The following is a 25,023-nucleotide window of genomic DNA, read 5'->3' as shown; positions in this document are numbered from 1 at the left end:
GGCCTCCTCGTCGCGTCGTACCAAGACTACGCACGTCAGGCCCCGCTTCGGGAGGGGGTGACCGGCCCTCACTTGGCATCCGCGGCAAGCGTCACCGAGGCGTTCTGCCGGGTCGAACCACGCCGGTACTCCACCGTCACCACCGACCCCGGGGCGAACTTGCGGACCAGGGCGATCAGGTCGGTCGGCTCGTTCATCGGCCGCCCGTTGAGCCGCAGGACGACATCGCCCGTCTGCAGGCCCGCCGCCGCCGCCGGGCCGGCCGGTTCCACGGCCGCCAGGCGCACGCCGGTGCCGGCCCGGGTGGCGGTCCCGGTGCCGGCGACCTGGGCCCCGATCACGGTACGCCGGGCCTTGCCGGTGCCGATGATGTCCTGGGTGATCCGCTTCGCCTGGTTGATCGGGATGGCGAAGGCGAGCCCGATGTTCCCCGCCTCCTGCCCCTCCGCGACCAGCGACCTGATCGTCGAGTTCACCCCGATCACCCGGCCGGCCGAGTCGACCAGCGGGCCACCCGAGTTGCCGTGGTTGACGGCCGCGTCGGTCTGGATCGCGGCGTAGTAGCGGACCGGCCCGCCGGGCTCCCCCGCCTGCATGGTGCGGTCCAGGGCGCTGATGATGCCGGCGGTCACCGTGTTCGCCAGCGACAGGGGCGAGCCGATGGCCAGCACCGGGTCCCCCACCGCGAGCGACTCGGAGTCACCGAACTCGATCGGCCGCAGCCCCTTGCGGTTCACCTTGATCACCGCGATGTCCGACTCCGGGTCCTGACCCACCACCGTCGCCGGGGAGCTGCTGCCGTCGTTGAAGGTCACCGACGCCCGGCCGGTGCCGTCGGCGACCACGTGGTCGTTGGTCACCACGTAACCGTCGGCGCTGACGATGAACCCGGACCCCTCGCTGGTGCCGCCCAGGCTGGCCACCCGGATGGTCACCACGCTGGGCAGGACCCGACCGGCGACCCCGGCCAGCGAGTCCGGGCGACGCTGGGCCAGAGCCGGACCCTCGCCCGGAGCCCCCAGGGTGACCCCACCGCCGACCCCGCCGCGCACCGCGAAGGCATAACCGAGGGCACCGCCCAGGGTGCCGGCGAGCAACGCGACGATCAACGGGACGATCAGCAGTTGGCGCAGCTTCGGCCGGCCCGGCGCATCCGGGTCGGTGACCGGTTCCGGGGCCGCCCCGGGGGCCGGCACGCTCGGCAGCACGACCGCCGACGGGGCGTACGGGTCCCGCCACGGGTCGGCGAGCGCGTCGGACCACCACGGCGACGCCGACCCGCCGTGGCCGCCGGACGACGGCGGACCGCCGTACGGCGTCGTCGGGCCCGTCTGCGGCGGACCGGGGGGCGGCCCCGCCGACCCCGGAGTCCCGCCGGGCGCTCGCCAGTCCCAGCCGTCGGTCACGTCGGTGCCTCCCAGTCCGTCCCCCGGCGCCCCGGGCCACGACCGGGGGTGGCGGTCACGGCGCAGGGGGCACCGCATCCAGGATTGCACGGATGCGCCGGACGCAGTCAGCTGTTGCCCGGCCGCGACCGCCCGCCGCCGGCCTTCCCCCGGGCCGCCACTGGCCTTCCCCGGGCCGCCGCCGACCTTCCCCGGGGTAGCCACTGACCTTCCGGCACCCAGCACGGGCAAGCCGGCGGCCACGGGCAACTCCCGCCCCGGGCGGAGCCGTCCACGGCGGCTTCCGCCCCGCCGGAACCGCCAGGGGTGGACTCGCGGCTGCGCGGAAAGTACCTCGCCTCTAGGCTCATACCGCCCACCCGCCCCTCGCACCATCGCCACCGCCCGGAGGTGTCCCATCGCCACGGTCGCCAGTTCCGGCAGCCCGACGGCGCAGTCGTTGCAGTTCGCCGAGTCGTACGTCGGCGAGGACATCGTGCTGGCCACCGCCCGTAGCCTCGCCCGGGAGGTCGGCCTCGACGCGGTCACCCCCGGGGCCGGGGCGGCACTGCGCCTGCTCGCCGCCGCCGGCAACGCCCGCGCGGTGGTGGAGATCGGCACCGGCACCGGGGTCAGCGGGGTGTGGCTGCTGCGCGGGATGCGCGCCGACGGGGTGCTCACCACCATCGACGTCGAGATCGAGCACCAGCGGATCGCCCGGCGGATCCTCGTCGAGGCGGGTTTCCCGTCCGGCCGCACCCGGATCATCACCGGGCGGGCGTTGGACGTGCTGCCCCGGCTCGCCGACGGCGCGTACGACCTGGTCTTCGTGGACGGTGAGGCGACCGGCTCCGCCGCGTACGTCGACGCCGCCCTGCGGCTGCTGCGCCCCGGTGGGGTGCTCGCCCTCAACGGCGGCTTCGCCAGCGGCCGGATCGGCGACCCGGCCGCCCGGGACGCCGAGACGGTGACCATGCGGGAGACGGTCAAGGCGATCCGGGAGGCCGAGCAGTGGATCCCGGCCCTGCTCCCGGTCGGCCACGGCCTGCTGGCCGCGGTCAAGTGCTGACCGGCGACCGGGCGCCGACCGGCGACCGGGCGCCGACCGCGTCGGGACGCGGGGCGGGCACCCGGCCCGGCGGCCGCTCAGTCCAGCGTCGCCAGCCAGCGCAGCAGGCCCCGGACACCCCAGCCGGTCGCGCCCCGGGTCAGCTCCGCGTCGTCGCCGTCGGCCCAGGACGGCGCGGACATGTCGACGTGTAGCCAACGGTCCCGCAGTTCACCGGTGAACTCGCGCAGGTAGAGCGCGGCCATCACCGAGCCGGCACCCCGGTCCGGGGAGCTGTGCCGGTCGGCCAGGTCACTGCCCAGGTGTTCGAGGTAGTCGGCGGGCAGCGGCATCCGCCAGGCCGCCTCACCGGCGTCGGCCACGGCTGCCAGCACGGCGGCGGCCAGCTCGTCGTTTTCGCTGTAGAGCGCGCCGGTCCGCTTGCCCAACGCCACCGCGTTGGCCCCGGTCAGGGTGGCCAGGTCGATCAGCAGGTCGGGGCGGAGTTCCCGGGCCGCGTAGCCGAGCGCGTCGGCGAGCACCAGCCGGCCCTCCGCGTCGGAGTTGGTGCTCTCGCTGGTCGTGCCGTCGTAGTGCCGGATGATGTCGCCGGGGCGGAACGCGGCCCCGCTGACCATGTTCTCGGCCAACGGGGTCAGGGCGGTGACCCGCACGGGCAGCCGCAGCGCCGCCGCGCCGAGGGTGGCCGCGACGACCGCCGCCGCACCGGCCATGTCCTTGCGCATCAGCTTCATCGCCGGCACCGGCTTGATCGAGATGCCGCCGGTGTCGAAGGTGATCCCCTTGCCGACCAGCACGACATGCAGCCGGGCGTCGGCCGGCCGCCAGTCCAGCTCGACCAGGCGGGGGCCGCTGGCCGAGCCGGCACCGACGGCGACGATGCCGCCGAAGCCCTCGTCCGCCAGCTCCTGCGGCCCGCGTACCCGCAGGTGCAGGTCGGGTTGGTCGGCGGCGGCGTCGGCCACCTGGGCGGCGAACCACTCCGGGTTCTTCACCGCGGAGGGGGTGTTGGTGAGATCCCGGGCGAGCCGGGTCATCGCGGCGGTGGTCCGGGCCGTCTCGACCGCCCCGGTGTACGCGTCCGGCGCGGCGGTCAGCAGGGTCACCCCGGCCAGTGCGGGCGTCGGCCCCGCCTCGGTCAGCCGGAACCGGTACGAGGCGAGCAGCAGCCCTTCGACGAGGGCCCGGACCACCCCGGCCGGCACGTCGACAGGCAGCGCCAACGTGACATGTGTCTCATCTACGGCGGCCCGGGCCAGGGCGGCGCCCGCCGTCCGCCAGGCCCGTTCCCCGCCGTCACCCACGCCGAGCAGCAGCAGCCGGACCGGGGTACGGCCGGGACGCAGCTGGGTCAGTGTCTCGCCGGCCCGGCCGGTCAACCGGGTCACCGGCAGCAGTGCCTCCGCCTCGCCCCGCACCTCGTCGGCGGGTGGTGGTGCGGTGGCGACCAGCGACGGCGCGGCGTCGTCCGGTGCGGTGGCGGCGCGGACGGGCAGGACGAGGACGTCCGGCCCGTCGGTGGTGACGGCGAGACTGATGGCGAGCACGCTGGACCGTACCTCCGGGAAAATTCGTGGTGCGGGACCTCGACGACCCGCGTGGGACAGACGAAGTCCCTGAGTCACCGGCAGTGCCGGTGACTCAGGGACCAGGACCTTCCGCGCGGCACCGCACGGAGTGTCGGCCGATCAGCCGGCAGCCGCCTTCAGCGCGTCACCGAGCGCGTTGGCCTCGTCGGGAGTCATCTCGACGACGAGCCGGCCACCGCCCTCCAGCGGGACCCGCATGACGATGCCCCGACCCTCCTTGGTGACTTCCAGCGGACCGTCGCCCGTCCGCGGCTTCATCGCCGCCATGTTGTCTCCCCTCAGACCTGAACATCAGGGTCGGTGTACTGCCCCACAGCCACTTCGTGCTGACCACCCGCAAGGTACGCGGGGGCGTCGACCACGATTTTCCCTGATGAACACCGCCGGACCCAAACCGGAGCGGCATTGATGTAACAGCACCTAGCTTATCTTGAGAAGGCCTGTCACAATGTGCGGTCATGCAGGCACGGTCGGCACTCTTCGACCTCTACGGCGACCATCTCCGCACGAGAGGTGGGCGCGCACCGGTCGCCGCCCTGGTGAAGTTGCTGGCCCCGCTCGGCGTCGCTCCCCCGGCCGTGCGGACCGCCGTGTCCCGGATGGTCCGCCAGGGCTGGCTGGAGCCCCTGCGGCTCGCCTCCGGCCCGGGTTACTCGATCACACCGAAGGCGGTCCGTCGGCTCGACGAGGCCGCCGCCCGAATCTACCGGACCGGCCGGATCACCTGGGACGGGCGGTTCGACCTGCTCGTCCTGGCGACCCCGACCGCCCGCCGGGACCGGCAGCGGCTCGCCGCCAACCTCAGCTTCCTCGGCTACGGCACCCTCGACGAGCACACCTGGGTGGCGACCCGGGCCAGCGAGGACGTCGACGTGCTGCTGGAGGAGGCCGGGGTGCGCTACGAGCGGTTCACCGCCGCCCACGCCGCCGGCACCCCCGGCGCGATGGGAGTGGTCCGCCGAGCCTGGGACCTCCGCGAGATCGGGCACGCCTACGAACGGTTCGTCGCCGAACAGCGCGCCCAACTGGCCGGGGTGACCGTGCGCAGCGGCGACGAGGAGGCGTACGCGGCCCGGTTCCGGCTGGTGCACGCGTGGCGTACCTTCCTGTTCCAGGACCCTCAACTCCCTCCGGCACTGCTCCCCGAACGCTGGCCCGGCACCGCCGCCGCCAGCTTCTTCGACCGGCACGCCGCCCGGCTCCGGCCGGCCGCCGACCGGTACGTCGAGCAGTGCCTCGACGCCGGCAACCGGGTCCCCCGACAGAAGGGCCGTTAGAGACGTGACCGAGCCGCTGCTCGTCGACCGCACCGATGGCGTGGTCACCCTGACCATGAACCGCCCCACCGCGATGAACGCGCTCGACGTGGCGCTCAAGGAGGCCCTGCGGGACGCCCTGGCCGCGTTGGAGACCGACCGGTCCTGCCGGGCCGTGGTGCTGGCCGGGGCGGGCGGTTCGTTCAGCGCCGGGCAGGACCTGCGCGAGCACGTCCAGGTCCTGGAGTCGCCGGGCCGCGACCCGCTGGACACCGTCCGGGCGCACTACAACCCGATCGCCGCCCGGCTGGCCAACCTGCCCAAACCGGTGGTCGCCGCGGTCCGGGGCATGGCCGCCGGGGCGGGCGCCTCGCTGGCGTTCCTGGCCGACTTCCGCATCGGCGGGCCGAAGACGAAGTTCCTGATGGCGTTCGCCGGGGTGGGCCTCGCCGCCGACACCGGGGCGTCCTGGACGCTGCCCCGGCTGGTCGGCCACGCCAAGGCCGTCGAGCTGCTGATGCTCGCCGAGCCGGTGGACGCCGCCGAGGCGACCCGGCTGGGTCTGCTCACCCGGCTGGTCGACGACGACGAGCAGGTGCTGCCCACCGCACACGAGCTGGCCGCCCGGCTCGCCGCCGGCCCGACCGTCGCGTACGGGGCGATCAAGCGGCAGCTGTCCATCGCCGACGCCGGCACCCTCGCCGACGCCCTCTCCGCCGAGGCGCAGGCCCAGTCGATCTGCGGGGCCACCGCCGACCACCGGGCCGCCACCACCGCCTTCGTCAACAAGCAGAAGCCCGTCTTCCAGGGCAACTGAGCGTCGGACCGGCACGGTGTCCCGGGCCGGGTGGACCGACCCGGGACACCGTGCCGGCCACGCCGTGGCGGTGACGCGGATCCCGGACGACATCCGGTCGGCCGTCATCGGGCCACGTAACCGCCGTCGATGGGGACGGTGTGGCCGGTGATCCAGGTGGCGTCGTCGGAGCAGAGGAAGAGCACCACACCGGCCACGTCGTCCGGGGTGGGAATGCCCGGCTTCGGGTTGAACGACTCCATCCGGGCCCGCATCTGCGCCGGGTCGGGGGCGCTGTCGATGAAGTGCTGCACCAGCGGGGTCATCACCACCGTGGGAGCGACCGCGTTGACCCGGATGTTGCGGGCCGCGTACTCCACCGCCGCCGACCGGGTCAGCCCCACGATGCCGGCCTTGGTGAAGGTGTACGGGGAGATGTTCTCCTGCGCCGCCAGGCCGGTCGTGGACGAGGTGTTGACGATCGCACCCCCACCACCCCGCAGCATCGCCTCGATGCCGTACTTGAGCACGTGGAACACGCCGTCACCGTTGATCCGCCGGACCTTCTGCCAGTTGTCCACGTCCATCTCGTGCAGGGGCTGCTGCCGGCCGTCGATGCCGGCGTTGTTGAAGATGACGTCGAGCCGGCCGTAACGCCGCACCGTGTCGGCGATGCCCTGTTCCACCGCGTCGGCGTCACCGGTGTCGACGGTCACCGCGAGCGCGTCGGGCAGCTCGGCGGCCACCCGCTGGGCACCCTCGGCGTTGATGTCGGCGATCACCAGCCGGGCCCCCTCGGCGGCGAACCGACGGGCGGTGGCCTCCCCGAGCCCCGAGGCACCACCGGTGACGAACGCGACCTTGTCCTGGAACCGCATCGGCTCTCCCTCACCCCGCCGACCGGCTGCCGGCACCCGAGCGCCCATACCCGGTCGGCGGGTGGCTAGTCGTCCTCCTCCGGGTCCTGGTTGGCCTCGACGCCCAGCACGAACGCCTGCATGGCCAACTCGTCGCCGCTGGGCGAGACGAACGCGGGCAGCTCCGCCGGACCCAACTCCCGCACGTACGACCAGAAGAGCCGGACCGCCTCGGCCGGCGACTCGGCCTCGATCGGCAGGTCGAGGCTGACCAGCCAGGTCCGGCGGGGCGGCGGCGGGCCGAGCCGGTCGGCCAGCTCACGGTAGGTGCCCGGGGCGAGCGGGGTGACCGGCCCGGCGACGCTCACCTGCCCGGTCGGCACCGGCGCGTCGAACGACCGCCGGGTGTAGGTCACCAGCAGCGTCTCCCCGTCGAGGCGGGCCACCCGGCCCAGCGCCACCAGCCGGGACGGCTCGTCGGCCAGCACCGCCACCGGGTCGCCGGGGCGGGGGGCGGGCACACCGGGCGGGACGGTCAGCTCCAGGGTGTCATGGTGGACGAGGCGTTCGGCGTCGTACCGCCCGGCCGGGAGCAGCACCGCCCAGGCGTCGCCGCCCGGCCCGCCGTCGACGTCGGTCGGGCCGGTGCTGCGGTGGTCGGTCACGGTCATGGAGCCATCCCATCACGGGAGGAGACGGTGCCGGCGTGGCAGCCCGCGAGATGGTCGTCGACCATGCCGGTGGCCTGCATCAGCGCGTACGCCGTGGTGGGGCCGACGAAGCGGAAGCCCCGCTTCTTGAGCGCCTTGGCCAGCGCGACGGACTCCGGGGTGGTCGCCGGCACCTCGGCGAACGACCCGGGCCGGGTCGGCCGGGGTGCCGGCGCATGGGACCAGAGCAGCGCGGAGAGCCCCTCGGGCAGGGCCAGTGCGGCGCGGGCGTTGACGATCGCCGATTCGATCTTGGCACGGTTGCGGACGATGCCCGCGTCGGCGAGCAGCCGGGTCACGTCCGCGTCGCCGAAGGTGGCGACCCGCTCGATCCGGAAGTCGGCGAAGGCGAGCCGGAACGCGGGGCGTTTGCGCAGGATCGTCAGCCAGGACAGCCCGGACTGGAACGCCTCCAGGGTGAGTCGCTCGTAGAGGGCGTCGTCGCCCCGCACCGGCCGACCCCACTCGGTGTCGTGGTAGAACGCGTAGTCCGGGGTGCTCGCCCCCCAGGCGCAGCGGGGCAGGCCGTCGGGGCCGGTCACCAGGTCAGTCACCCGTCACACGCTAGGCCAGGGGCCTGACACCCGGCATCGGGGCCGGGTGACGCGACCCGGCCGGCCGCGCTGCGGGGCGTCAGGGCGTGGGCGGGCGGGGCAGGCGGCCGGCCTCGACCAGGCGGGCGAAACGCTTCAGCGCCAGCGTCAGGCTGGCCTTGGAACCGGGCCAGAGCAACGGCCAGGCGACCCGCCCGGCCGACCCGCCGGGCAGGTGGAACCACTCGTGCCAGACCACCTGCGTACGGTCGTCGGCCAGCGGGGTGCACCGCAGCACGCCGGGGCCACGCAGCAGCCTGCCGCAGTGCACCACACCCACCTCGTACGGGGCGTCGACCCGGACCACCCGCATCTCGTCGCGTAGCACGGCCGGGCCGAGCGCGGTGACCGCCTCGACGAGGCTGCCCTCCCCGCCGTCGCCCTCGACCACCCGCACCCGGGTCAACGGGATCCAGTCGGACTGCCCCTCCCAGTCGGTCAGCGCGGCGAAGACCCGCGCGGCGGGAGCGTTGACGATCACCGTGGCGGTGAACTCGCCCGCGCCGGGCTGGGCGGCCTCGTCGGCCACCCCACCACCGGCCGGGCCGGGTCCGGTCACACCGGCTCCGACCGGACCACCGCACCGCCGGGGCGGTCCGCGGCGGCACCCTCGGCCCGGTCGGTCCCGGGCTTGTCGGTATCGGGCTTGTCGGTCCCGGGCTGGTCGGTGTCGGTGCGGTCGCCGGTCGCCCCGGCCCCGGAGGTCGTCGGCGCGGGGACCGGGTCCGCAGGCCCGACCTCGACGGTCGGGCCGTCCTCCGGGCCGGGTGCCTCGGCGGCGGGCGTCGCCGGGGGGCCGTCGGGCGGGGTGCCCACGGCCTCCTCCCGGGTACGGCGCAGCACGTCGGCGTCGTCGGTACGGCCCTCCCGCAGCGCGGTGATCTCGGCCTCCAACACCCCGATCAGCTCGGTCTTGTAACCGATGTCGTAGCCGGCCCGGCGCATCGCCTGGTCGACCTGGTCCATCCGGTAGCCGCGCAGGGCGGTGTCGAAGCGCAGCGCGCCGACGTCCGACTCCCGCAGGGGCCGGCCGCCGGGCAGCGGGACGGCTCTGCCGTCGGGTTCGGCGGGGGCGAGCCCGTCCCGACCCGAGATCAGCACCGTCACGCCGAACACGACCGCCGCCACGGTCAACGCGACGACCAGAATGAGCAGAGTCTGACCCATGAGGAGATCGTGGCACGGCGACACCCTCCGGAGCGACCCCAACCACCATCATCGTCACCGATCTTCTGGCGGTACCCGGCCCGCAGCGGTGCGGGTACCGGGGGCCGAACCGGCCCGAGGGCGGGGGCGGGCGACCGGCTAGCGTCGGCATCGGCCGGGTCGTCCGGCCGGTGACCTGCGGGAGGCTGAATTGTCCGGGGCGCTGCGGCTCGGGGGGCGGACCTTCGCCCCGGGTGAGCCGGTGGTGATGGCGATCGTCAATCGAACGCCGGATTCCTTCTTCGACCGGGGTGCCACCTTCGCGCAGGACAGCGCCCTGCGCGCGGTGCAGCGGGCGGTCACCGAGGGCGCGGAGATCATCGACATCGGCGGGGTGAAGGCCGGGCCGGGCGACGAGGTCGACGTGGCCGAGGAGATCCGCCGGACGGTGGACACCATCGCCGCCGTGCGGGCCGCGTTCCCCGAGGTGGTCATCTCGATCGACACCTGGCGGGCCGAGGTGGCGGTCGAGGCGGTGGCGGCCGGCGCGGACCTGCTCAACGACACCTGGTCCGGGGCCGATCCGGCGCTCGCCCGGGTGGCCGCCGAGACCGGTGTCGGCCTGGTCTGCTCGCATGCCGGCGGGTTGGCCCCGCGGACCCGGCCGCACCGGGCCGCCTTCACCGACGTGGTCGCCGACGTGGTCACGACGGTGACCGGGCTCGCCGAACGCGCGGTGTCCCTGGGGGTACGCCCCGACGGCATCCTGATCGACCCGGCGCACGACTTCGGCAAGAACACCAGGCACTCGTTGGAGATCACCCGGCGGTTGGGCGAGCTGTCCGACACCGGCTGGCCGCTGCTGGTGGCGTTGTCGAACAAGGACTTCATCGGCGAGACCCTCGACCTGCCGGTGGCGCAACGGTTGGAGGGCACCCTGGCGGCGACGGCGGTGTCGGCCTGGCTCGGCGCCCGGGTGTTCCGCGCCCATCAGGTGCTGCCCACCCGGCGGGTGCTCGACATGGTGGCCTCGATCCGGGGCGACCGGCCGCCCGCCGTCACCCGCCGTGGCCTGGCCTGAGCGCCCGCGACGTCGCCGTGGTCGGGCCGTGGTCGGGCCGTGGTCGGGCCGTGGTCGGGCCGTGGTCGGGCCGCCGCCCCGCCCCTGCTGACTCCCGCCCCCGCTGACCCCCGCCTCCGCCGGCCGGGCGGCGGGGGCGGTCAGGTCCAGTGCAGGATGCGCTTGCGCCAGGCGTAGAGGATGCCGAGCGCCACCACGGCGACGAAGACACCCATCTCGGCGACCGTCACCGCACCGAAGCCGGGCCGGTCGAAGACCATCGCCCAGGGGAAGAGGAAGACCGCCTCCACGGCGAAGAGCACGTAAAGGTACGCGTACACGTAGTAGCGGATCTGCATCTGCGCCCAGTCGCCACCGACCGGGTCGAGGCCGCACTCGTAGCCGGCCCGCTTACCGGCCGGGTCGGCCGGGCGGGCGGGACGTAACACCCGGTTGGCGGAGAACGCCGTAACGAAGAAGAGGACGGCAGCGAGCAGCAGCAGCCCGAGCGTCGCGTACGAGCCCAGGTAACCGGTCACGGTGGCTGAGCCTACCGGGCGTCGGGCCGGCCGGGACGACGCGAGCGGCTCCGGGACCCGTCACCGATTATTTTCCGCCGGTACTAGTGCCCCGCCGCAACTGTTACCGAATAATGAACTCTCACCCAGGGTCACGGAGGTCAGATTGTCCCGCGTGGACGCGCGTACCGTTCGGCGGTCCCTCGCCCGGCGTACCCCCGCTCTGGTCGGAGCGGTGTTGGCGGCGGGGCTGGCGGTCGCCCTCGGGGTGACACCGGGCCTGGCGGCGACCCCCACCGTGACGAGGGTGGCCGTCGACCCGACCGACGACTGGCTCCCCGGCGGTGACCCGACGGACGACCCGACGCCCCCGGTCGAGCCGTCGGCGACCGGACCGACCACGACCAGCGCGCCGCCGACGCTGCCGCCGGGCCCGACTCCGACCGGCGCACCCGAGCCGACCGGCACGACGTCGGCGCCGGTGCCGACGGCCGCCGGCACGCCGAGCACCACTCCCACCCCGAGGCCGCCGCTGCCCACCCGGTCCGCGCGACCCTCCGGGCCGAACCCCGCCCAGCCGGGTGGCGGTCGGGTCGGGGTCCAGGTCACCACCGGGGACATCACCCTCGACGACCGGTACTGGAGTGCCCGGAGCACGGTCGCCACCCTGCAGGTGACGGTCACCAACACCGGCGTCGTGCCGGAACGGCTGCGGCTGGCCTACACGCTGCCGGCCGGGCTCACCGACGCCGGGACGCCGGGTTGCGCGGCGGCCGGTGACGGCGGCTGGCAGTGCGGCGAGTGGACCACCGCGCCCGGCGACCGGTTCAGCAGCCTGATCCAGGTCCGGGTCAGCGGCACCGCCTGGCGGCAGATGCCCCTCAGCGGCACGGTACGGGTCACCGCGACCGGGCCGGACGCCGGTGACACCACGCAGGACCACGAGGGCTTCGCGGTCCTCTTCCCACCCGGCCCGCCGGTGCCCGGGATACTGCTGGACGCCGAGGAGGTGGTCTTCGACATCGGCGGCGGCCCCACCGCGCTCGCGGCCCACCTGGGCAACACCGGCAGGGTGGACGCCGCCGGACGGGTCGACGTGCTGTTGCCGGCCGGGGTCAGCGTGCTGAGCCCGCCGGCCGGCTGTGCGTCGATGTCGCCGACGCGGACCCGCTGCGACCTGGACGTCGTGCCGGCGGGGCAGACCCGGACGCTCCGGTTCACGGTCGCCGCCACCCCGGACGCCCAGCGCGACGCCCCCCTGGCCGGGGCGGTGATCGGCTGGCTGGACCCGGAGCAGGGACCGACCCGGCAGGTCCAGATGAGCTTCCGGATCACCGCCGCCGCCGCGCTGGCCACCTCGCCGGTGGGTGCTCCCGCGCCGACCGGTTCGCAGGGGTTGATCGCGGCGCAGGGCGGGTCGGTGGACGTCAGCGCGATGTCCTCCGCCCAGCGGACCGCGCTCGGGCTGATCGTGGCCTCCGTCCTGCTGGTGGCGCTGGCGCTCGGGCTGGCCACCGGCTCGCTACGACGGTGGACGGCCGGGCGGGCGACGGAGCCGTCGGCGACGGAGCGCTCCGGCTGACCGGCGGGGCGCCACGAGTGGGGCGGTGATCTCAATTACGGCGGCCATCGCAAATCACCGCATAGTCTCCCAGATGTCCTCGACCAGTTTCCCAGGTGTCGGACCTCCACCAAGGAGACCCTAAGCCCGGGACGTAGGCTCGGAGCGAGAGACGACAGCGGGCCGGGGCCCGCCCACGGGCGGACCGCGCAGCGGCGCATCAGGGAGGTCGCGTGGCCGGGCAAGGCGGGGTCACCATCATGTGCAGCCGCGCGCGCGGCGGGGCCGAGCGAAGCGAGGTGCAGGCGTGACCAAGCAGATCCGTCAGTTGGACCGGGTGGTGATCCGGTTTGCGGGTGACTCGGGTGATGGGATGCAGTTGACGGGGGACAGGTTCACCTCGGAGACGGCGCAGTTGGGGAATGATATTTCGACGTTGCCGAATTTCCCGGCGGAGATTCGGGCGCCGGCGGGGACGTTGCCGGGGGTGTCGAGTTTCCAGGTGCATTTCGCTGACTATGACATCCTGACGCCGGGTGACGCGCCGAACGTTCTCGTCGCGATGAATCCGGCGGCGTTGAAGGCGAATCTGGGGGATCTTCGTCGGGGTGCGGACATCATCGTGAACACCGACGAGTTCACCCGCCGGAACCTGGTCAAGGTCGGTTACGCGGTCAGCCCCCTCGACGATGACACCCTGGACGGGTTCGTGGTGCATCCGGTGGCGTTGACGTCGATGACCGTCGGGGCGTTGGCGGAGTTGTCGGTGTCGAAGAAAGACGCCGAGCGGGCGAAGAACATGTTCGCGTTGGGGTTGTTGTCGTGGATGTACTCCCGCCCGTACGACTCGACGCTACGGTTCCTGGAACGGAAGTTCGCCAAGCGTCCGGATCTCGTCGCGGCGAACATCGCCGCGTTCCGGGCGGGCTGGAACTACGGCGAGACCACCGACAGTTTCTCGGTGCGGTACGAGGTGAAACCCGCGAAGATGCTGCCGGGCACCTACCGCAACATCACCGGCAACGCCGCCCTGTCCCTCGGTCTGGTCGCGGCCGGGGTCCGGTCCGGTCTGCCGGTGTTCCTCGGCGCGTACCCGATCACCCCGGCGTCGGACATCCTGCACGAGTTGTCGAAACACAAGAAACTCGGTGTGGTCACCATGCAGGCCGAAGACGAGATCGCCGCGGTCGGCGCCGCCCTCGGCGCCTCCTACGGCGGCGCGTTGGGAGTGACCACGACCAGCGGCCCCGGTGTCGCCCTGAAATCCGAGACGATCTCCCTGGCCGTCGCCCTGGAACTACCCCTGGTCATCGTCGACGTCCAACGCGCCGGCCCCTCCACCGGGCTACCCACGAAAACCGAACAGGCCGACCTGAACATGGCCCTACACGGCCGCCACGGTGAAGCCCCCGTCGCGGTGATCGCCGCGAAGTCACCCTCGGACTGCTTCCACGCCGCCCTCGAAGCCGCCCGCATCGCGGTCACCTACCGCACCCCGGTGATCCTGCTGTCGGACAACTACGTCGCCAACGGCTCCGAACCCTGGCTCCTACCCGACGTGCAGGACCTACCCGACCTACGCGTCGACTTCGCGGCCGCACCCAACCACGACGACGGCGTCACGTTCCTGCCCTACCTACGCGACCCCGACACCCTCGCCCGCCCCTGGGCGATCCCCGGCACCCCCGGCCTCGAACACCGCATCGGTGGACTGGAGAAAGCCGACAAGACCGGCGACATCTCCTACGACCCCGCCAACCACGACTACATGGTCCGCACCCGCGCCGCCCGCATCCAGGCCATCCCCGTGCCCGACCTCGACGTCGACGACCCCGACGGCACCGCCCGAACCCTCGTGCTCGGCTGGGGCTCCACCTACGGACCCATCGGCGCCGCCTGCCGCACCCTGCGCCACCACGGCCAACCCATCGCCCAAGCCCACCTGCGCCACCTCAACCCCCTACCGGCCAACCTCGGCGACGTCCTGGCCACCTACGACCGCGTCGTCATCCCCGAGATGAACCTCGGCCAACTCGCCCAGATCATCCGCGCCCGATACCTGATCGACGCGATCGCCTACAACCAGGTCCGCGGCCTACCCTTCACCGCCGCCGAACTGGAGACGATGCTGGAAGAGGTCTGCAAAAATGCCTGAACCCGTCGCCGTGAAACTCACCACCAAAGACTTCAAATCCGACCAGGAAGTCCGCTGGTGCCCCGGCTGCGGCGACTACGCCATCCTCGCCGCCATCCAACAATTCATGCCCGAACTCAACATCCCCCGCGAAAACACCGTCTTCATCTCCGGCATCGGCTGCTCATCCCGCTTCCCCTACTACATGAACACCTACGGGATGCACTCCATCCACGGCCGCGCCCCCGCCATCGCCACCGGACTGTCCGTCACCCGCCCCGACCTGAACGTCTGGGTCGTCACCGGCGACGGCGACGCCCTCTCCATCGGCGGCAACCACCTCATCCACGCCCTACGCCGCAACGTCAACATCACCATCCTGCTATTCAACAACCGCATCTACGGCCTCACCAAAGGCCAATACTCCCCCACCAGCGAAACCGGCAAAATCACCAAATCCACCCCCGCCGGATCCGCCGACGCCCCCTTCAACCCCCTCTCCCTCGCCCTCGGAGCCGAAGCCACCTTCGTCGCCCGCACCATCGACTCCGACCGCAAACACCTCCAAACCGTCCTCCGCGCCGCCGCCCAACACCACGGCGCCGCCTTCGTCGAGATCTACCAAAACTGCAACATCTTCAACGACGGCGCCTTCGACCAACTCAAACAACCCGACACCCGCGACGACCACCTCATCCCCCTCGAACACGGCCAACCCATCACCTTCGGCCGCAACAACCAACACTGCGTCGTCCACCCACCCCACGGATTCGGCCTCGAAATCCGCGACACCGCCACCACCCCACCCGAAAACATCGTCATCCACGACACCACCATCACCGACCCCGCCTACGCCTTCGCCCTCACCCGCCTCCCCGAACACAACCACCGCAACACCCCCATCGGCGTCCTCCGCCAAATCAACCGCCCCTCCTACGACACCCTCGTCCAACACCAAATCACCACCGCCAAAAACACCACCACCGACACCCCCGAACAACAACTCACCAACCTCCTCCACACCGGCGACACCTGGACGATCAGCTAGTCGCCCGTCGACACGTCGAAGTGGCCGTTCCCCGCGCAGGGGGCCGGCCACTCGTCGGTTCGGAAGACCAGCCGCGTCAGGCGCGGACCAGCCGGGATGCGGGGCGGGACAGCCAGCGTCAGGCGCAGCCAGCCGGGGTGCGGGGCGAGCCAGCCGGGGTCAGGAGCTGGTGGTGGCGGTGGGTCGGTCGTCGCGGACGTGCACGAGCATGTCGCCGGTCTCGATCACCGCGCCGGCCCGGTCCGCCAGGGTGACCACCTTGCCCCGGCGTACCAGGGCGATGACCAGGGACTCCAGCTCACGGGGGGACTTGCCCACCTCGTGCCGCTCGGCGGAACGCATCGCCAGGGCCATCCCCTGCCCCGGGGTGAGCAGATCCTCCACCACGTCGATCAGCGGCGGCGCGGACGTGGAGAGGCCGAGCAGTCGACCGGCGGTCGCCGAGGACACGATCACGTGGTGCGCCCCGCTCTGCCGCAGCAGCGGGGCGTTCTCGGCCTCCCGGACCGCCGCGATGATGCGTACCTGACCGGCGGTGAGCTGCCGGGTGGTCAGCGCCACCAGCACCGAGGCGTCGTCGCTGTCGGTGGCGATGATGACGGCCTTGGCGTTGCGGACGTGCGCCTCCTCCAGCACCGACGAGCGGGTGGCGGAGCCCTCGATGGCGACCAGCCCGGCCGAGGTGGCCTGCCGCAGGGCGGTGCCGTTGCGTTCCACCACCACGATCCGGGACTTGTCCAGCCCGTTCTCCAGCAGGGCGGAGACCGCACTGCGGCCCTTGGTGCCGTAGCCGCAGATGATGACGTGGTCCTTCACGGTTCTCCTCCACCGACCCAGCCGACGGCCGGTCCGGTACTGCTCGGTCAGGACTTCCAGGGTGGTGCCGACCAGGATGATCAGGAAGATCACCCGGGCCGGGGTGATGAACAGGACGTTCACCAGCCGGGCCGACTGCTCGAACGGGGTGATGTCGCCGTACCCGGTGGTGGAGAGGGTGACCACCGTGTAGTAGAAGCAGTCGAGCAGGGTCAGCCCGTTCTCGTCCACGTCGCGGTAGCCGTCGCGGTCGAGATAGACCACCGCGACGGTGAGCAGGACCAGACCGAGGGCGGCGGCCAGGCGGAGACTCAACGCGCTGAGCGGACCGCGCCGCTGCGCCGGGAAATGGATCACGGTCGGTCCTGCTCCCCCTGGGTCGCCTGCACGAGCACAACATAGCGGTTACCAGGCAGGTCGACCCGCCGGGACGTCGACCTGCACCAACGGTGAGCACCCCGTCACCTCGTACCCGCCGGAAGCGGTCGGCGGTAGCCGGCCCGTCACCCCCGTACCGGCCGGTGCGGGGGCCCGGTGCCGCAGGCTCCCGGGGCCCCCGGTGCGGTCGGCTTGCCGTGACCCACCGGGGCCGCCGACGGGGCATGATGGGAGGGTTCCGGGACACCGGCCACGAGGAGGCCCGCATGTCGCTGCTGCGTCGGGTGATCGGCGGGGTGCTACGCCGGGTACGGCTGCGTCAGGGCCGCACGTTGCGCGAGGTGGCCGCCGCCGCCGGGGTGTCCCTGCCCTACCTGTCCGAGGTCGAGCGCGGGCGCAAGGAAGCCTCCTCCGAGGTGCTGGCGGCGATCTGCCGGGCACTCGGCATCAACCTGTCCGACCTGCTCGAAGAGGCCCGCGACGAGCTGCGCCGGGTCGAGCGTCGGGTCCCCGTGCCGCCGGGCGGGAGCCTCGCCCGACTGGACCGGGTGCCGACCGCCCGCCAGGGCCGAACCGGACCCGGAATGACGACCGTGGGCAGGGCCGGGCCCTGGGGGACGACCGTGGGCAGGGCCGGGCCCTGGGGGACGACCGTCGGCGGGGCCGGGCCCTGGGGGACGACCGTCGGCGGGGCCGGGACGGCAACCGTCGGCGGCGCCGGGACCGGGATGACGACCGAGGGCGGGACCGGGATGACGACCGTCGGCGGATTCGGATTCGGGTTCGGGACGACGACCGTCGGCGTGTCCGTCCGGGTGGTCGCCGTCGTGTCGACCGCCCGCCCCGCTGCGCGTACCGCCAGGGTGCCGGGACGGCGGCGGGTCGGCACGGGCCGGCGGCGGCTGCTGGTCGGGTAGGCCGGCCGGGTTCTGCCGAGGGCGGATCTGCCGGGGGCAGAAAGGCTGGGGCGGTGGCCGCCCGACGGTGCAGGCTGGACCCGCCGGTCCCCGGGCGGAGCGAGGTCGCCCGCCGGCAACGCGGAGGGTGGTCACCATGATCGGGTACGACGTGCGCATGCTGGACGGCGGGCAGCCGGCCTTCGGCGACCAGGTCTTCGAGCGGCTGCTGCGGGAACGGATCATCTTCCTGGGCACCGAGGTCACCGACGCCTCGGCCAACCAGATCTGTGCGCAGATCCTGCTGCTCGCCGCCGAGGACAGCAAGCGGGACATCTATCTCTACATCAACTCACCGGGTGGTTCGGTCAGCGCCGGCATGGCCGTCTACGACACCATGCGGTACGTCCGCAACGACGTGGCCACCCTGGCGTTGGGGCTCGCCGGGTCGATGGGGCAGTTCCTGCTCTGCGCCGGGGCGGCAGGTAAGCGGTTCGCCCTGCCGCACGCGCGGGTCATGATGCACCAGCCGTCCGGGGGGATGGGTGGCACCGCCGCCGACATCACCATCCAGGCGGAGAACATGCTGCACGTGAAGCGGACCATGCAGGAGCTGATCGCCGAGCACAGCGGGCGCACCCTCGACGAGATCCAGGCCGACTGGGACCGGGACCGGTGGTTCACCGCCGAGCAGGCCCGGGAGTACGGCCTGATCGACCAGGTCCTCACCCGGGTCGACCAGCTCCCCGGCTGACCGCCAGGTCGACGAACCGGTAGCCCGACGCCGTCGGCTCCGGGGCGGCCCGGCCCAGTGCCCCACCCACCTCACCCGGGGACGGCCGATCGACGGTCAGGGGCAGGGCTCGGAGGTGATCTCGTGGAACTCGGTGTAGGCGCCCCAGTGGTAGCTCGGGTCGCCGGGGCACTCGCTGAAGGTCGAACCGCCGACCAGGTTGGAGTGGGCGGCGTTGTCGAAGTAGGCGACGAAGACGATCACCCCCTTCGCCTGGGCGGGCGCGGCGGCACCGACCAGCCCCAGGCAGGTCACCGCAGCGACGACGAGGAACGAGGTGATCCGACTTCCGAACCGGCGCATGTCTGCCTCCTCGAACGAATCAGGACTGCCATCCTAAGTGGACCGAGGCAGATCGAGAAAGGCGAACATCAATCAGACAAATCCGGGCGGGCGATCACTCCCCCCTGCTCGCCGGCCCGTATCGTGCGGGCCGAACAGCAGGTCGGCGTAGTAGCGATCGCCGACCGGCGCGATCGGCGTATGCGACGGGGTCGACCGCGCCCTCGCCAGAAAGGACCTTTCCCCGAATTCAACGGCGGACGCGGCCGTACGGGACAAGCGGGTCGTACGGCGATTCCGCCGCCATTCCCACCGGACTCCCCGGTGCCGCCCGGCGAACGGGAGGCACCTGCCGGACAGCGGGCTGCACCTTGACCGGCCCGCACCGTCGTGACAGCCTCACGGATAGATCATCGTCCATGGTCAGGTGAGTCGACGAGGGGGTCGCCGTTGCGCGACAGGGACGTCGTCCCGGTGAGCGACCGGGTGTCCGCACTCGCCCGCCGGTTCCCGCACCGGGTGGCCCTGGCCGACCGGACCGGGGAGGTCACGTACGCCGATCTGGACCAGCGGGCGGACGTGCTCGCCGACAGCCTGTCCGGGGCCGGCGTCGGGCCGGCGACCGTGGTGGCGGTCGTCCTGGAACGCGGCGTTCCCCTCGTCACGGCGGCCCTCGCCACCTGGCGCAGCGGGGGCGTCCTGCTACCCCTCGATCCGGCCAGCCCGCCGGCCTGGAACCAGTCGGTCGCGACGGCGGCGGACGCCACGGTGCTCGTGTCGACGTCCGTGCTGCACCGGGCCCCCGGCATGCGCCAGGTGGACCCGACGCGGCCGGCCGCCGGGCCACCGCGACCGGGAGGCCGGCCCGCTGCCGGCGACCCGACCGGGCTGGCGTACGTCATCCCCACCGCCGGCACGACCGGCACCCCGAAGCTGGTCATGATCGGCCACGACGCGGTCGCCAACCTCATGGCCGCGCAGCAGCGCTGGTTCGGTGACCTCGGCGACGACGCCCGCGTCCTGCTCCATGCCAGCCCGGTGGCGGACGGCTGGATCTTCGAACTTCTCCTCGGCCTCGGTGCCGCCTGCCGGCTGGAGGTCGTCGACCGGGATGCACTGGTCGGTGCGCCGCTGGCGCGGCTGCTCGCGGAGCGGGCCGTCACCCACGCGGTCCTGCCCGCCGCCGTGCTCGACTCCCTGCCGGAGGACGACCTTCCCCGGCTGCGGACGCTACTCAGTGTCGGCAGTCCGTTGGCACCGGCCACGGCGCGGCGCTGGGTCGACCGGTGCGAACTGGTCAACGGTTACGGCCCCACCGAGGCCACCGTGGCCAGCACCCTGCACCGGGTCAGCCGGGCGGACACCGACGGCGAGCGCATCCCGATCGGCCGGCCGATAGCCGGATACGACGTCCTCGTCGTCGACCCCGACGGCCGGGTCGTCGCCGACGGGCAGCCGGGCGAGATCGTCATCGTCGGCCGTGGCGTGGCGCGCGGCTACCTCGACGCCCCCGAACTCACCGCCGCCCGGTTCGGGCAGGTCGACGGCGGCCCGTCCTACCGCACCGGGGACCGGGGCCGCCGGGACCCCGACGGCCTCGTCCACCTGCTCGGTCGGCTGGACGCGCAGGTGAAGGTCCGTGGCTTCCGGGTCGAGCCGGCCGGCGTCGAGGCCGCGCTGCTGCGGCTACCCGGGGCCCGCTCGGCGGCCGTCTCCGCCGTCGCGGCGGACGCCGGCCCGGTCTCGCTCGTGGCGCACGTCGTACCGACACCGGGCTACCGACCCTCCGGTACGGCGCTGCGGGCGGCCCTGGCCCGCGCCGTCCCCGCCCACCTGGTGCCGGACCTGGTCGTGGTGGTGGACGCCCTGCCGCTCACCGCCGCCGGGAAGGTCGACCGGCGGCGGTTGGCGGTACCGGCCGGGTCCCGACCACCGCACACCCCGACCGAACGCGCCATCGCCGCGATCGTCGAGGAACTGGTCGGCATCGACGGGGTCGACCTGGACGACGACCTGACCGACGTGGGCTGGCACTCGCTGCTGACCACCCAGGTCGCGTTCCGGATCGAGCGACGGCTGGGCATCCGGCTCACCCTGGAGGAGATCGTGCGGGCCGGCACGATCGGGCGGATCGCGGCGGTCGCCGCCGACCGGACACCGGACCCCCGATGAGCGGCGGACCAACCGTGCCCGGCCTGCTGCGGCAGCGGGCGGCGGACACACCGGACGCCGTCGCCCTGTGCCACCCCGACGGCGCGACGCTGACGTTCGCGCAGTGGGACCGGTCGGCGGACGCGCTCGCCGCCGCGCTCGTCGACGACGGGCTACGGGTCGGCCAGCGGGTGGCGTTGCTCTTCGACGAGCGGGAGTGGTTCGGGTACGCCACCGCGTTCTGTGGCGTGCTGCGGGCCGGTGGGGTGGCGGTGCCGCTGTCGGCCCGGCTCCCGCCGGGACAGCTCGTCGAGCGGGTCAGAGTCGCCGGGGCGGTCGGGATCATCCGGGAAGGCTGCGCCGTCCCCCCGGAGCTGGGCGGCTGGCAGCGCGGGCCGGCCGGGACCGCAACCGACGCCGTGCCCGACCGGGCGACCCCGGACGGCGCGGCCCAGATCATCTTCACCTCGGGGACCGAAGGGTCGGCCAGGGCGGTCGTCGCCACCCACGGCAACCTCACCCACGGGCACGACACCGCACCCGGCCGGCGGCAACTCGCGCACTCCCGCCATTTCCTGCACGCCTTCCCCATCGGGACGAACGCCGCCCAGACCATGCTCCTCACCGGCCTGGCCGCCGAACCCGCCGCGCTCGTCGTGCCCCGGTTCGACGCCGCCGAGGTCTGCGCCGCCGTCGAGGAGTTCCGGGTCGGCACCCTCTTCCTCGTCCCGTCGATGGCCCGGGAGCTGCTGGCCTCCGGCGAACCCGACCGTCGTGACCTGTCGTCGCTGGTGCTCGTGGGAACGACAGGCGACGTGCTGCCCGCCGCCGTCGCGCGGGCCCTCGGCGACGCCCTGCCGTACGCCACCATCGTCAACACCTACAGCTCGACCGAGGCGGCGCCGGCCCGCACGACGATGGTGTTCGACAGCCGACGCCCGGACGCGGTCGGTCGGGGCGCCGTGCGGATCACCGACGACGCCGGCCGGGAGGTCGCTGCGGGCGAGGTGGGTCAGGTCTGGATCGGCTCCGACGCCCCACCGCGCCGCTACCTCGACGGTGGTGACGCCGCGACATTCCGCGACGGTTGGACCCGCACCGGTGACCGCGGCCGGCTCGACGACGAGGGCTACCTGCACCTCACCGGCCGCGCCGCGTCGACCATCCACTCCGGCGGCACGAAGGTCTCGCCGTTCGCGGTCGAACAGGCGCTGCACGGGCACCCCGACGTCCGGGACTGCGCGGTGCTCGCCCTCGCCGATCCGGTGTTGGGCGAACGGCCCGCCGCCGTGCTGGTGACCCGTACCGGTGCCGTACCGGCGGACCTGCGGGCCTTCCTCGCCGGCCGGCTGTCCGGCGCGGAGATCCCGCAGCGGATCGTCTGTGTGGACGCGTTGCCGCGCAACGACGGCGGCAAGGTGGTCACCCGGTCGCTGCGGGACCTCTTCCCGCCGGCCGGATCGACGCCCGCCGCCGCCCCGGTGACCGTGGTCGAACGACGACTGGCCGACATCTGGGCGACCGTGCTGGGCGTGGCCGCCGTGGGCCGCGACGACGACTTCCTCGCCCTTGGCGGCAACTCGATGTCGGCGTTGCGGCTGGCCCGTCTCGTCTCCGACCAGTTCGCGGTCGCCACGCCGGTGTCGGCGCTGTACGCCCGGCCGGGCCTGGCCGCGCAGGCCGCCTGGATCGCCGACCGGATGTCCGGGTCACCGTGACGCAGTTCGTGCCGACCTCGCCGCTGCAACGGGGCATCTGGTTCAACGAGCAGCTGGTCGCGCTCGGGTCGGCGTACACGGTCGCGGTCACCGCCCACCTGCGCGGCCCGGTCGACGTGGGCCGGCTGGCGCGGGCCTGCACGGCGCTGGCCGCGCGGCACCCGCTGCTGACCGCCGGCTGCCACAACCTCGACGGCCTGCCCTGGCTGGCGGTCGGCGAGCACCCGTTGGCGCTCGCGGTCGAACCCGCCGCCGACGGGACCGTCCGCGAGCGGGTCGAGCGGGCCTGCCGCACCCGGTTCGACCTGTCGGCCGGACCGCTGGCCCGGGTCTGGTGGTTCCCCCTCGGGAACGGAGGTGGGGTGCTCGTCCTGGCCGCCCACCACCTGATCGTCGACGGCCGGTCCAAGGACGTCCTGCTGCGGGACCTGGCCGACCGCTACGGCCCCGACGCACCGACGGTGGCGGCGCAGCCGGCCGAACCCGGGTACACGATGCCGCCGGAGCACCTGCTCGTCGCGGCCACCGAATACTGGTGGCGGAACCCGCCACGACCGGTCGAGCTGCCCCGCGACGGCGGGGTACGACCCGGCGACACGGTCGTCCGCGCGCTGACCCCCCGGACCCGTACGAGGCTGGCCGAGGCGGCCGTCGCGCTGGACGCGACCCGGTTCGAGCTGCTGCTCACGGTGCTCGCCAACTGCCTCGCCCCCGACGACGGGCCCACCTCGATCGCGATCGAGCTGTCGGTGCGTACGCCGGTCGAGGCGGACCGGATCGGCATGTACGTCAACGAGCTTCCGCTCACCCTCCCCACGCCACCGACCGGCTCGTACGCGGCGGCGCTGACGACCGTCCGCGCCGGCCTGCGGGAGCTGTACGCCCACCGGACGGTCCCGTTGGCGATGTGCCGGCCCGGGACACGGCCGTTCCTGGCCACCGCCGCCGTCTCGGTCAGCTACCGGCGGATCGCCCCCGGCCCGGTCTTCGCCGGCGTCGCCACCACGGTGGACTGGTCGGCGTTCAACGGGGTCGCCCGCAACGCCCTGCACGTCATGATCGCCGACGGCGAGCAGACCCACGTCACGTTCCAGTTCCCGGCGTCGGCCGGGGCACGCCGACGGGCCGACGCCCTGATCGACCGGGTCCTGGTGGTGCTCGACCGCAGCCTCACCGCGCCGCAGGCGACCCTCGTCCGGCCGCAGGAGGAGCCGCCCCCGTGGACCTGAGCCTGTTCTTCTTCTCCGCCAGCGCCGACGACGCCCACGACCTGCTGCTCGACAGCGCACGGTTCGCCGACGACCACGGCTTCGCGGCGGTCTGGACGCCGGAGCGGCACTTCCACGAATTCGGCGGCCCCTACCCGAACCCGGCGGTGACCGGTGCCGCCGTCGCGGCGGTCACCCGGCGGGTCGGTGTCCGCGCCGGCAGCGTCGTGCTCCCCCTGCACGACCCGTTGCGGGTGGCCGAGGAGTGGGCGGTCGTGGACCGGATCTCCCACGGCCGGGCCGGGGTCGCGTTCGCCTCCGGTTGGCACGCCGTCGACTTCGTCCTCGCCCCCGACCGGTACCCGCACCGCAGGTCGGCGTTGCCGGAGCTGATCGACGAGGTGCGTGCCCTGTGGCGGGGCGGCACCACGCCACGTCCCGACGGCACCGGCGGTCGCGTCGACGTCGAGGTGTTCCCCAAGCCGGTGCAGGCCGACCTGCCGGTCTGGATCACCAGCGCCGGTGACCTGGCCACCTTCGAACTCGCCGGGCGGCTCGGCGTCGGCGTCCTCACCCACCTGCTCACCCAGAGCCTCGACGAGCTGCACACCAAGATCGGGCGGTACCGGCGGCTGCACCCCGGGCAGGGCCGGGTCACCCTCATGCTGCACACCCTGGTCGGGCCGGACGACCAGGGCGTGTCCGCCCTGGCCCGGGAGCCGATGACCCGTTACCTGCGGTCCTCGCTCGACCTCGTGGCGGGGATGCTGCCCGGCTCCCCTTTCCACGACTCCACGATCACCGAGGACGAGGCGGACTTCCTCATCGGCCGGGTGCTCGACCGGTTCCTGGCCGAACGGGGGCTCTTCGGCTCGGTGCCGACCTGCGCCCGTACCCTGCGCCGGCTCGCCGAGGCGGGCGTGGACGAGGTCGCCTGCCTGATCGACTTCGGCCTGCCGGCGGCGGCGACCAGATCCGGCCTCACCCACCTGGCCCGACTCGTCGAGCGGTGACCCCGGCGGCGGACCGGCGCCCCTGCCTACCGGCGGCGTCCGCGCC

The 25,023-nt window shown here is 73.4% G+C and carries 24 protein-coding genes; 13 read left to right on the top strand and 11 right to left on the bottom strand.

Annotated features, from left to right (window positions below):
• Nucleotides 1-68: 68 nt before the first annotated feature.
• Nucleotides 69-1,421 carry a S1C family serine protease gene (locus J7462_RS23690; protein ID WP_219470637.1) on the bottom strand — a complete coding sequence of 451 codons (1,353 nt, stop codon included), beginning with the start codon at nucleotides 1,419-1,421 and terminating at the stop codon, nucleotides 69-71.
• A gap of 424 nt (nucleotides 1,422-1,845) precedes the next feature.
• Between J7462_RS23690 and J7462_RS23685 the strand changes: the two genes are divergently transcribed.
• On the top strand, nucleotides 1,846-2,454 hold the full coding sequence (locus J7462_RS23685; RefSeq protein WP_244253447.1) for an O-methyltransferase: 609 nt from the start codon (nucleotides 1,846-1,848) through the stop codon (nucleotides 2,452-2,454).
• A gap of 77 nt (nucleotides 2,455-2,531) precedes the next feature.
• Here the strand turns inward: J7462_RS23685 and J7462_RS23680 are convergent, their stop codons facing one another.
• The gene (locus tag J7462_RS23680; RefSeq protein WP_374197543.1) at nucleotides 2,532-4,001 is read right to left on the bottom strand and encodes a M17 family metallopeptidase; all 1,470 of its coding nucleotides are present in this window, start codon (nucleotides 3,999-4,001) and stop codon (nucleotides 2,532-2,534) included.
• 141 nt (nucleotides 4,002-4,142) lie between these two features.
• Complete coding sequence (locus J7462_RS23675; RefSeq protein ID WP_007455245.1) at nucleotides 4,143-4,310, bottom strand: DUF3117 domain-containing protein; 168 nt, start codon at nucleotides 4,308-4,310, stop codon at nucleotides 4,143-4,145.
• A 191-nt stretch (nucleotides 4,311-4,501) separates the two neighbouring features.
• On the opposite strand from J7462_RS23675, the gene J7462_RS23670 reads away from it, so the two are divergent.
• Both J7462_RS23670 and J7462_RS23665 read left to right on the top strand, forming a co-directional pair.
• Nucleotides 4,502-5,320 (top strand): PaaX family transcriptional regulator C-terminal domain-containing protein, encoded by an 819-nt coding sequence (locus tag J7462_RS23670; protein WP_219466786.1) that lies wholly within the window; start codon nucleotides 4,502-4,504, stop codon nucleotides 5,318-5,320.
• 4 nt (nucleotides 5,321-5,324) lie between these two features.
• Nucleotides 5,325-6,116 carry an enoyl-CoA hydratase/isomerase family protein gene (locus J7462_RS23665; protein ID WP_208570362.1) on the top strand — a complete coding sequence of 264 codons (792 nt, stop codon included), beginning with the start codon at nucleotides 5,325-5,327 and terminating at the stop codon, nucleotides 6,114-6,116.
• Nucleotides 6,117-6,220: 104 nt separating this feature from the next.
• On the opposite strand, the gene J7462_RS23660 is transcribed toward J7462_RS23665, so the two are convergent.
• The 5 genes from J7462_RS23660 to J7462_RS23640 form a co-directional block, all read right to left on the bottom strand.
• Nucleotides 6,221-6,973, bottom strand: a complete 753-nt coding sequence (locus tag J7462_RS23660) for an SDR family NAD(P)-dependent oxidoreductase (RefSeq protein WP_208570361.1) — start codon at nucleotides 6,971-6,973, stop codon at nucleotides 6,221-6,223.
• A gap of 65 nt (nucleotides 6,974-7,038) precedes the next feature.
• A complete protein-coding gene (locus J7462_RS23655; RefSeq protein ID WP_219466783.1) occupies nucleotides 7,039-7,623 on the bottom strand; it encodes a hypothetical protein in 585 nt (194 codons plus the stop codon).
• The gene (locus J7462_RS23650) at nucleotides 7,620-8,216 is read right to left on the bottom strand and encodes a DNA-3-methyladenine glycosylase I (RefSeq protein WP_219466782.1); all 597 of its coding nucleotides are present in this window, start codon (nucleotides 8,214-8,216) and stop codon (nucleotides 7,620-7,622) included. Before J7462_RS23650 ends, J7462_RS23655 begins: the two co-directional genes overlap by 4 nt.
• 79 nt (nucleotides 8,217-8,295) lie before the next feature.
• On the bottom strand, nucleotides 8,296-8,814 hold the full coding sequence (locus J7462_RS23645) for an SRPBCC family protein (RefSeq protein WP_219466780.1): 519 nt from the start codon (nucleotides 8,812-8,814) through the stop codon (nucleotides 8,296-8,298).
• Nucleotides 8,811-9,422 (bottom strand): DivIVA domain-containing protein, encoded by a 612-nt coding sequence (locus J7462_RS23640; RefSeq protein ID WP_219466777.1) that lies wholly within the window; start codon nucleotides 9,420-9,422, stop codon nucleotides 8,811-8,813. Before J7462_RS23640 ends, J7462_RS23645 begins: the two co-directional genes overlap by 4 nt.
• Nucleotides 9,423-9,612: 190 nt before the next feature.
• Between J7462_RS23640 and folP the strand changes: the two genes are divergently transcribed.
• The gene (gene folP, locus J7462_RS23635) at nucleotides 9,613-10,482 is read left to right on the top strand and encodes a dihydropteroate synthase (RefSeq protein WP_208570356.1); all 870 of its coding nucleotides are present in this window, start codon (nucleotides 9,613-9,615) and stop codon (nucleotides 10,480-10,482) included.
• Nucleotides 10,483-10,622: 140 nt separating this feature from the next.
• Here folP and ndhC read toward each other — a convergent pair whose 3' ends face one another.
• Complete coding sequence (gene ndhC, locus J7462_RS23630) at nucleotides 10,623-11,000, bottom strand: NADH-quinone oxidoreductase subunit A (protein ID WP_091254266.1); 378 nt, start codon at nucleotides 10,998-11,000, stop codon at nucleotides 10,623-10,625.
• Between the two features lie 154 nt (nucleotides 11,001-11,154).
• Between ndhC and J7462_RS23625 the strand changes: the two genes are divergently transcribed.
• The 3 genes from J7462_RS23625 to J7462_RS23615 all read left to right on the top strand — a co-directional run bounded on the left by J7462_RS23625 (nucleotide 11,155) and on the right by J7462_RS23615 (nucleotide 15,722).
• Complete coding sequence (locus J7462_RS23625) at nucleotides 11,155-12,561, top strand: hypothetical protein (protein ID WP_308291006.1); 1,407 nt, start codon at nucleotides 11,155-11,157, stop codon at nucleotides 12,559-12,561.
• 286 nt (nucleotides 12,562-12,847) lie between these two features.
• Nucleotides 12,848-14,695, top strand: a complete 1,848-nt coding sequence (locus J7462_RS23620; protein WP_219466773.1) for a 2-oxoacid:acceptor oxidoreductase subunit alpha — start codon at nucleotides 12,848-12,850, stop codon at nucleotides 14,693-14,695.
• Nucleotides 14,688-15,722 (top strand): 2-oxoacid:ferredoxin oxidoreductase subunit beta, encoded by a 1,035-nt coding sequence (locus J7462_RS23615; protein WP_219466770.1) that lies wholly within the window; start codon nucleotides 14,688-14,690, stop codon nucleotides 15,720-15,722. Before J7462_RS23620 ends, J7462_RS23615 begins: the two co-directional genes overlap by 8 nt.
• Before the next feature lie 159 nt (nucleotides 15,723-15,881).
• Here J7462_RS23615 and J7462_RS23610 read toward each other — a convergent pair whose 3' ends face one another.
• On the bottom strand, nucleotides 15,882-16,895 hold the full coding sequence (locus tag J7462_RS23610; protein WP_219466769.1) for a TrkA family potassium uptake protein: 1,014 nt from the start codon (nucleotides 16,893-16,895) through the stop codon (nucleotides 15,882-15,884).
• Nucleotides 16,896-17,182: 287 nt separating this feature from the next.
• On the opposite strand from J7462_RS23610, the gene J7462_RS33415 reads away from it, so the two are divergent.
• Together J7462_RS33415 and J7462_RS23600 are read left to right on the top strand one after the other, a co-directional pair.
• A complete protein-coding gene (locus J7462_RS33415) occupies nucleotides 17,183-17,833 on the top strand; it encodes a helix-turn-helix domain-containing protein (RefSeq protein WP_219466766.1) in 651 nt (216 codons plus the stop codon).
• 136 nt (nucleotides 17,834-17,969) lie between these two features.
• Nucleotides 17,970-18,566 carry an ATP-dependent Clp protease proteolytic subunit gene (locus J7462_RS23600; RefSeq protein ID WP_208565766.1) on the top strand — a complete coding sequence of 199 codons (597 nt, stop codon included), beginning with the start codon at nucleotides 17,970-17,972 and terminating at the stop codon, nucleotides 18,564-18,566.
• Nucleotides 18,567-18,662: 96 nt separating this feature from the next.
• Here the strand turns inward: J7462_RS23600 and J7462_RS23595 are convergent, their stop codons facing one another.
• Nucleotides 18,663-18,908 carry a hypothetical protein gene (locus tag J7462_RS23595; protein ID WP_219466765.1) on the bottom strand — a complete coding sequence of 82 codons (246 nt, stop codon included), beginning with the start codon at nucleotides 18,906-18,908 and terminating at the stop codon, nucleotides 18,663-18,665.
• A gap of 453 nt (nucleotides 18,909-19,361) precedes the next feature.
• On the opposite strand from J7462_RS23595, the gene J7462_RS23590 reads away from it, so the two are divergent.
• Genes J7462_RS23590 through J7462_RS23575 form a run of 4 tightly spaced genes read left to right on the top strand, consistent with a single transcriptional unit; the run spans nucleotide 19,362 to nucleotide 24,977 of the window.
• Entirely contained in the window at nucleotides 19,362-21,059 is a 1,698-nt protein-coding gene (locus J7462_RS23590; protein ID WP_219466762.1) for an amino acid adenylation domain-containing protein, read from the top strand.
• Nucleotides 21,056-22,756, top strand: coding sequence for an AMP-binding protein (locus tag J7462_RS23585; RefSeq protein ID WP_219466761.1), 1,701 nt, complete (start codon nucleotides 21,056-21,058; stop codon nucleotides 22,754-22,756). The genes J7462_RS23590 and J7462_RS23585 overlap by 4 nt, the downstream gene beginning before the upstream one ends.
• Nucleotides 22,753-23,985: a condensation domain-containing protein gene (locus J7462_RS23580; RefSeq protein ID WP_219466760.1), complete on the top strand. Its 1,233-nt coding sequence runs from the start codon at nucleotides 22,753-22,755 to the stop codon at nucleotides 23,983-23,985. The genes J7462_RS23585 and J7462_RS23580 overlap by 4 nt, the downstream gene beginning before the upstream one ends.
• Nucleotides 23,976-24,977: a MupA/Atu3671 family FMN-dependent luciferase-like monooxygenase gene (locus J7462_RS23575; RefSeq protein ID WP_219466751.1), complete on the top strand. Its 1,002-nt coding sequence runs from the start codon at nucleotides 23,976-23,978 to the stop codon at nucleotides 24,975-24,977. Before J7462_RS23580 ends, J7462_RS23575 begins: the two co-directional genes overlap by 10 nt.
• Nucleotides 24,978-25,023 lie beyond the last annotated feature (46 nt).

This window comes from Micromonospora sp. RL09-050-HVF-A, from assembly GCF_019374995.1.
Classification (GTDB): Bacteria; Actinomycetota; Actinomycetes; order Mycobacteriales; family Micromonosporaceae; genus Micromonospora; species Micromonospora antibiotica.
This window is presented reverse-complemented; position numbering and strand designations above follow the sequence as displayed.

What these genes read in the sequence shown, in the direction of transcription:
- J7462_RS23585 (WP_219466761.1), top strand. Translation starts at nt 21,056, where the DNA reads ATGAGCGGCGGACCAACCGTGCCCGGCCTGCTGCGGCAGCGGGCGGCG.
- J7462_RS23655 (WP_219466783.1), bottom strand. Translation starts at nt 7,623, where the DNA reads ATGACCGTGACCGACCACCGCAGCACCGGCCCGACCGACGTCGACGGC.
- J7462_RS33415 (WP_219466766.1), top strand. Translation starts at nt 17,183, where the DNA reads ATGTCGCTGCTGCGTCGGGTGATCGGCGGGGTGCTACGCCGGGTACGG.
- J7462_RS23660 (WP_208570361.1), bottom strand. Translation starts at nt 6,973, where the DNA reads ATGCGGTTCCAGGACAAGGTCGCGTTCGTCACCGGTGGTGCCTCGGGG.
- J7462_RS23595 (WP_219466765.1), bottom strand. Translation starts at nt 18,908, where the DNA reads ATGCGCCGGTTCGGAAGTCGGATCACCTCGTTCCTCGTCGTCGCTGCG.
- J7462_RS23615 (WP_219466770.1), top strand. Translation starts at nt 14,688, where the DNA reads ATGCCTGAACCCGTCGCCGTGAAACTCACCACCAAAGACTTCAAATCC.
- J7462_RS23675 (WP_007455245.1), bottom strand. Translation starts at nt 4,310, where the DNA reads ATGGCGGCGATGAAGCCGCGGACGGGCGACGGTCCGCTGGAAGTCACC.
- J7462_RS23640 (WP_219466777.1), bottom strand. Translation starts at nt 9,422, where the DNA reads ATGGGTCAGACTCTGCTCATTCTGGTCGTCGCGTTGACCGTGGCGGCG.
- J7462_RS23600 (WP_208565766.1), top strand. Translation starts at nt 17,970, where the DNA reads ATGATCGGGTACGACGTGCGCATGCTGGACGGCGGGCAGCCGGCCTTC.
- J7462_RS23670 (WP_219466786.1), top strand. Translation starts at nt 4,502, where the DNA reads ATGCAGGCACGGTCGGCACTCTTCGACCTCTACGGCGACCATCTCCGC.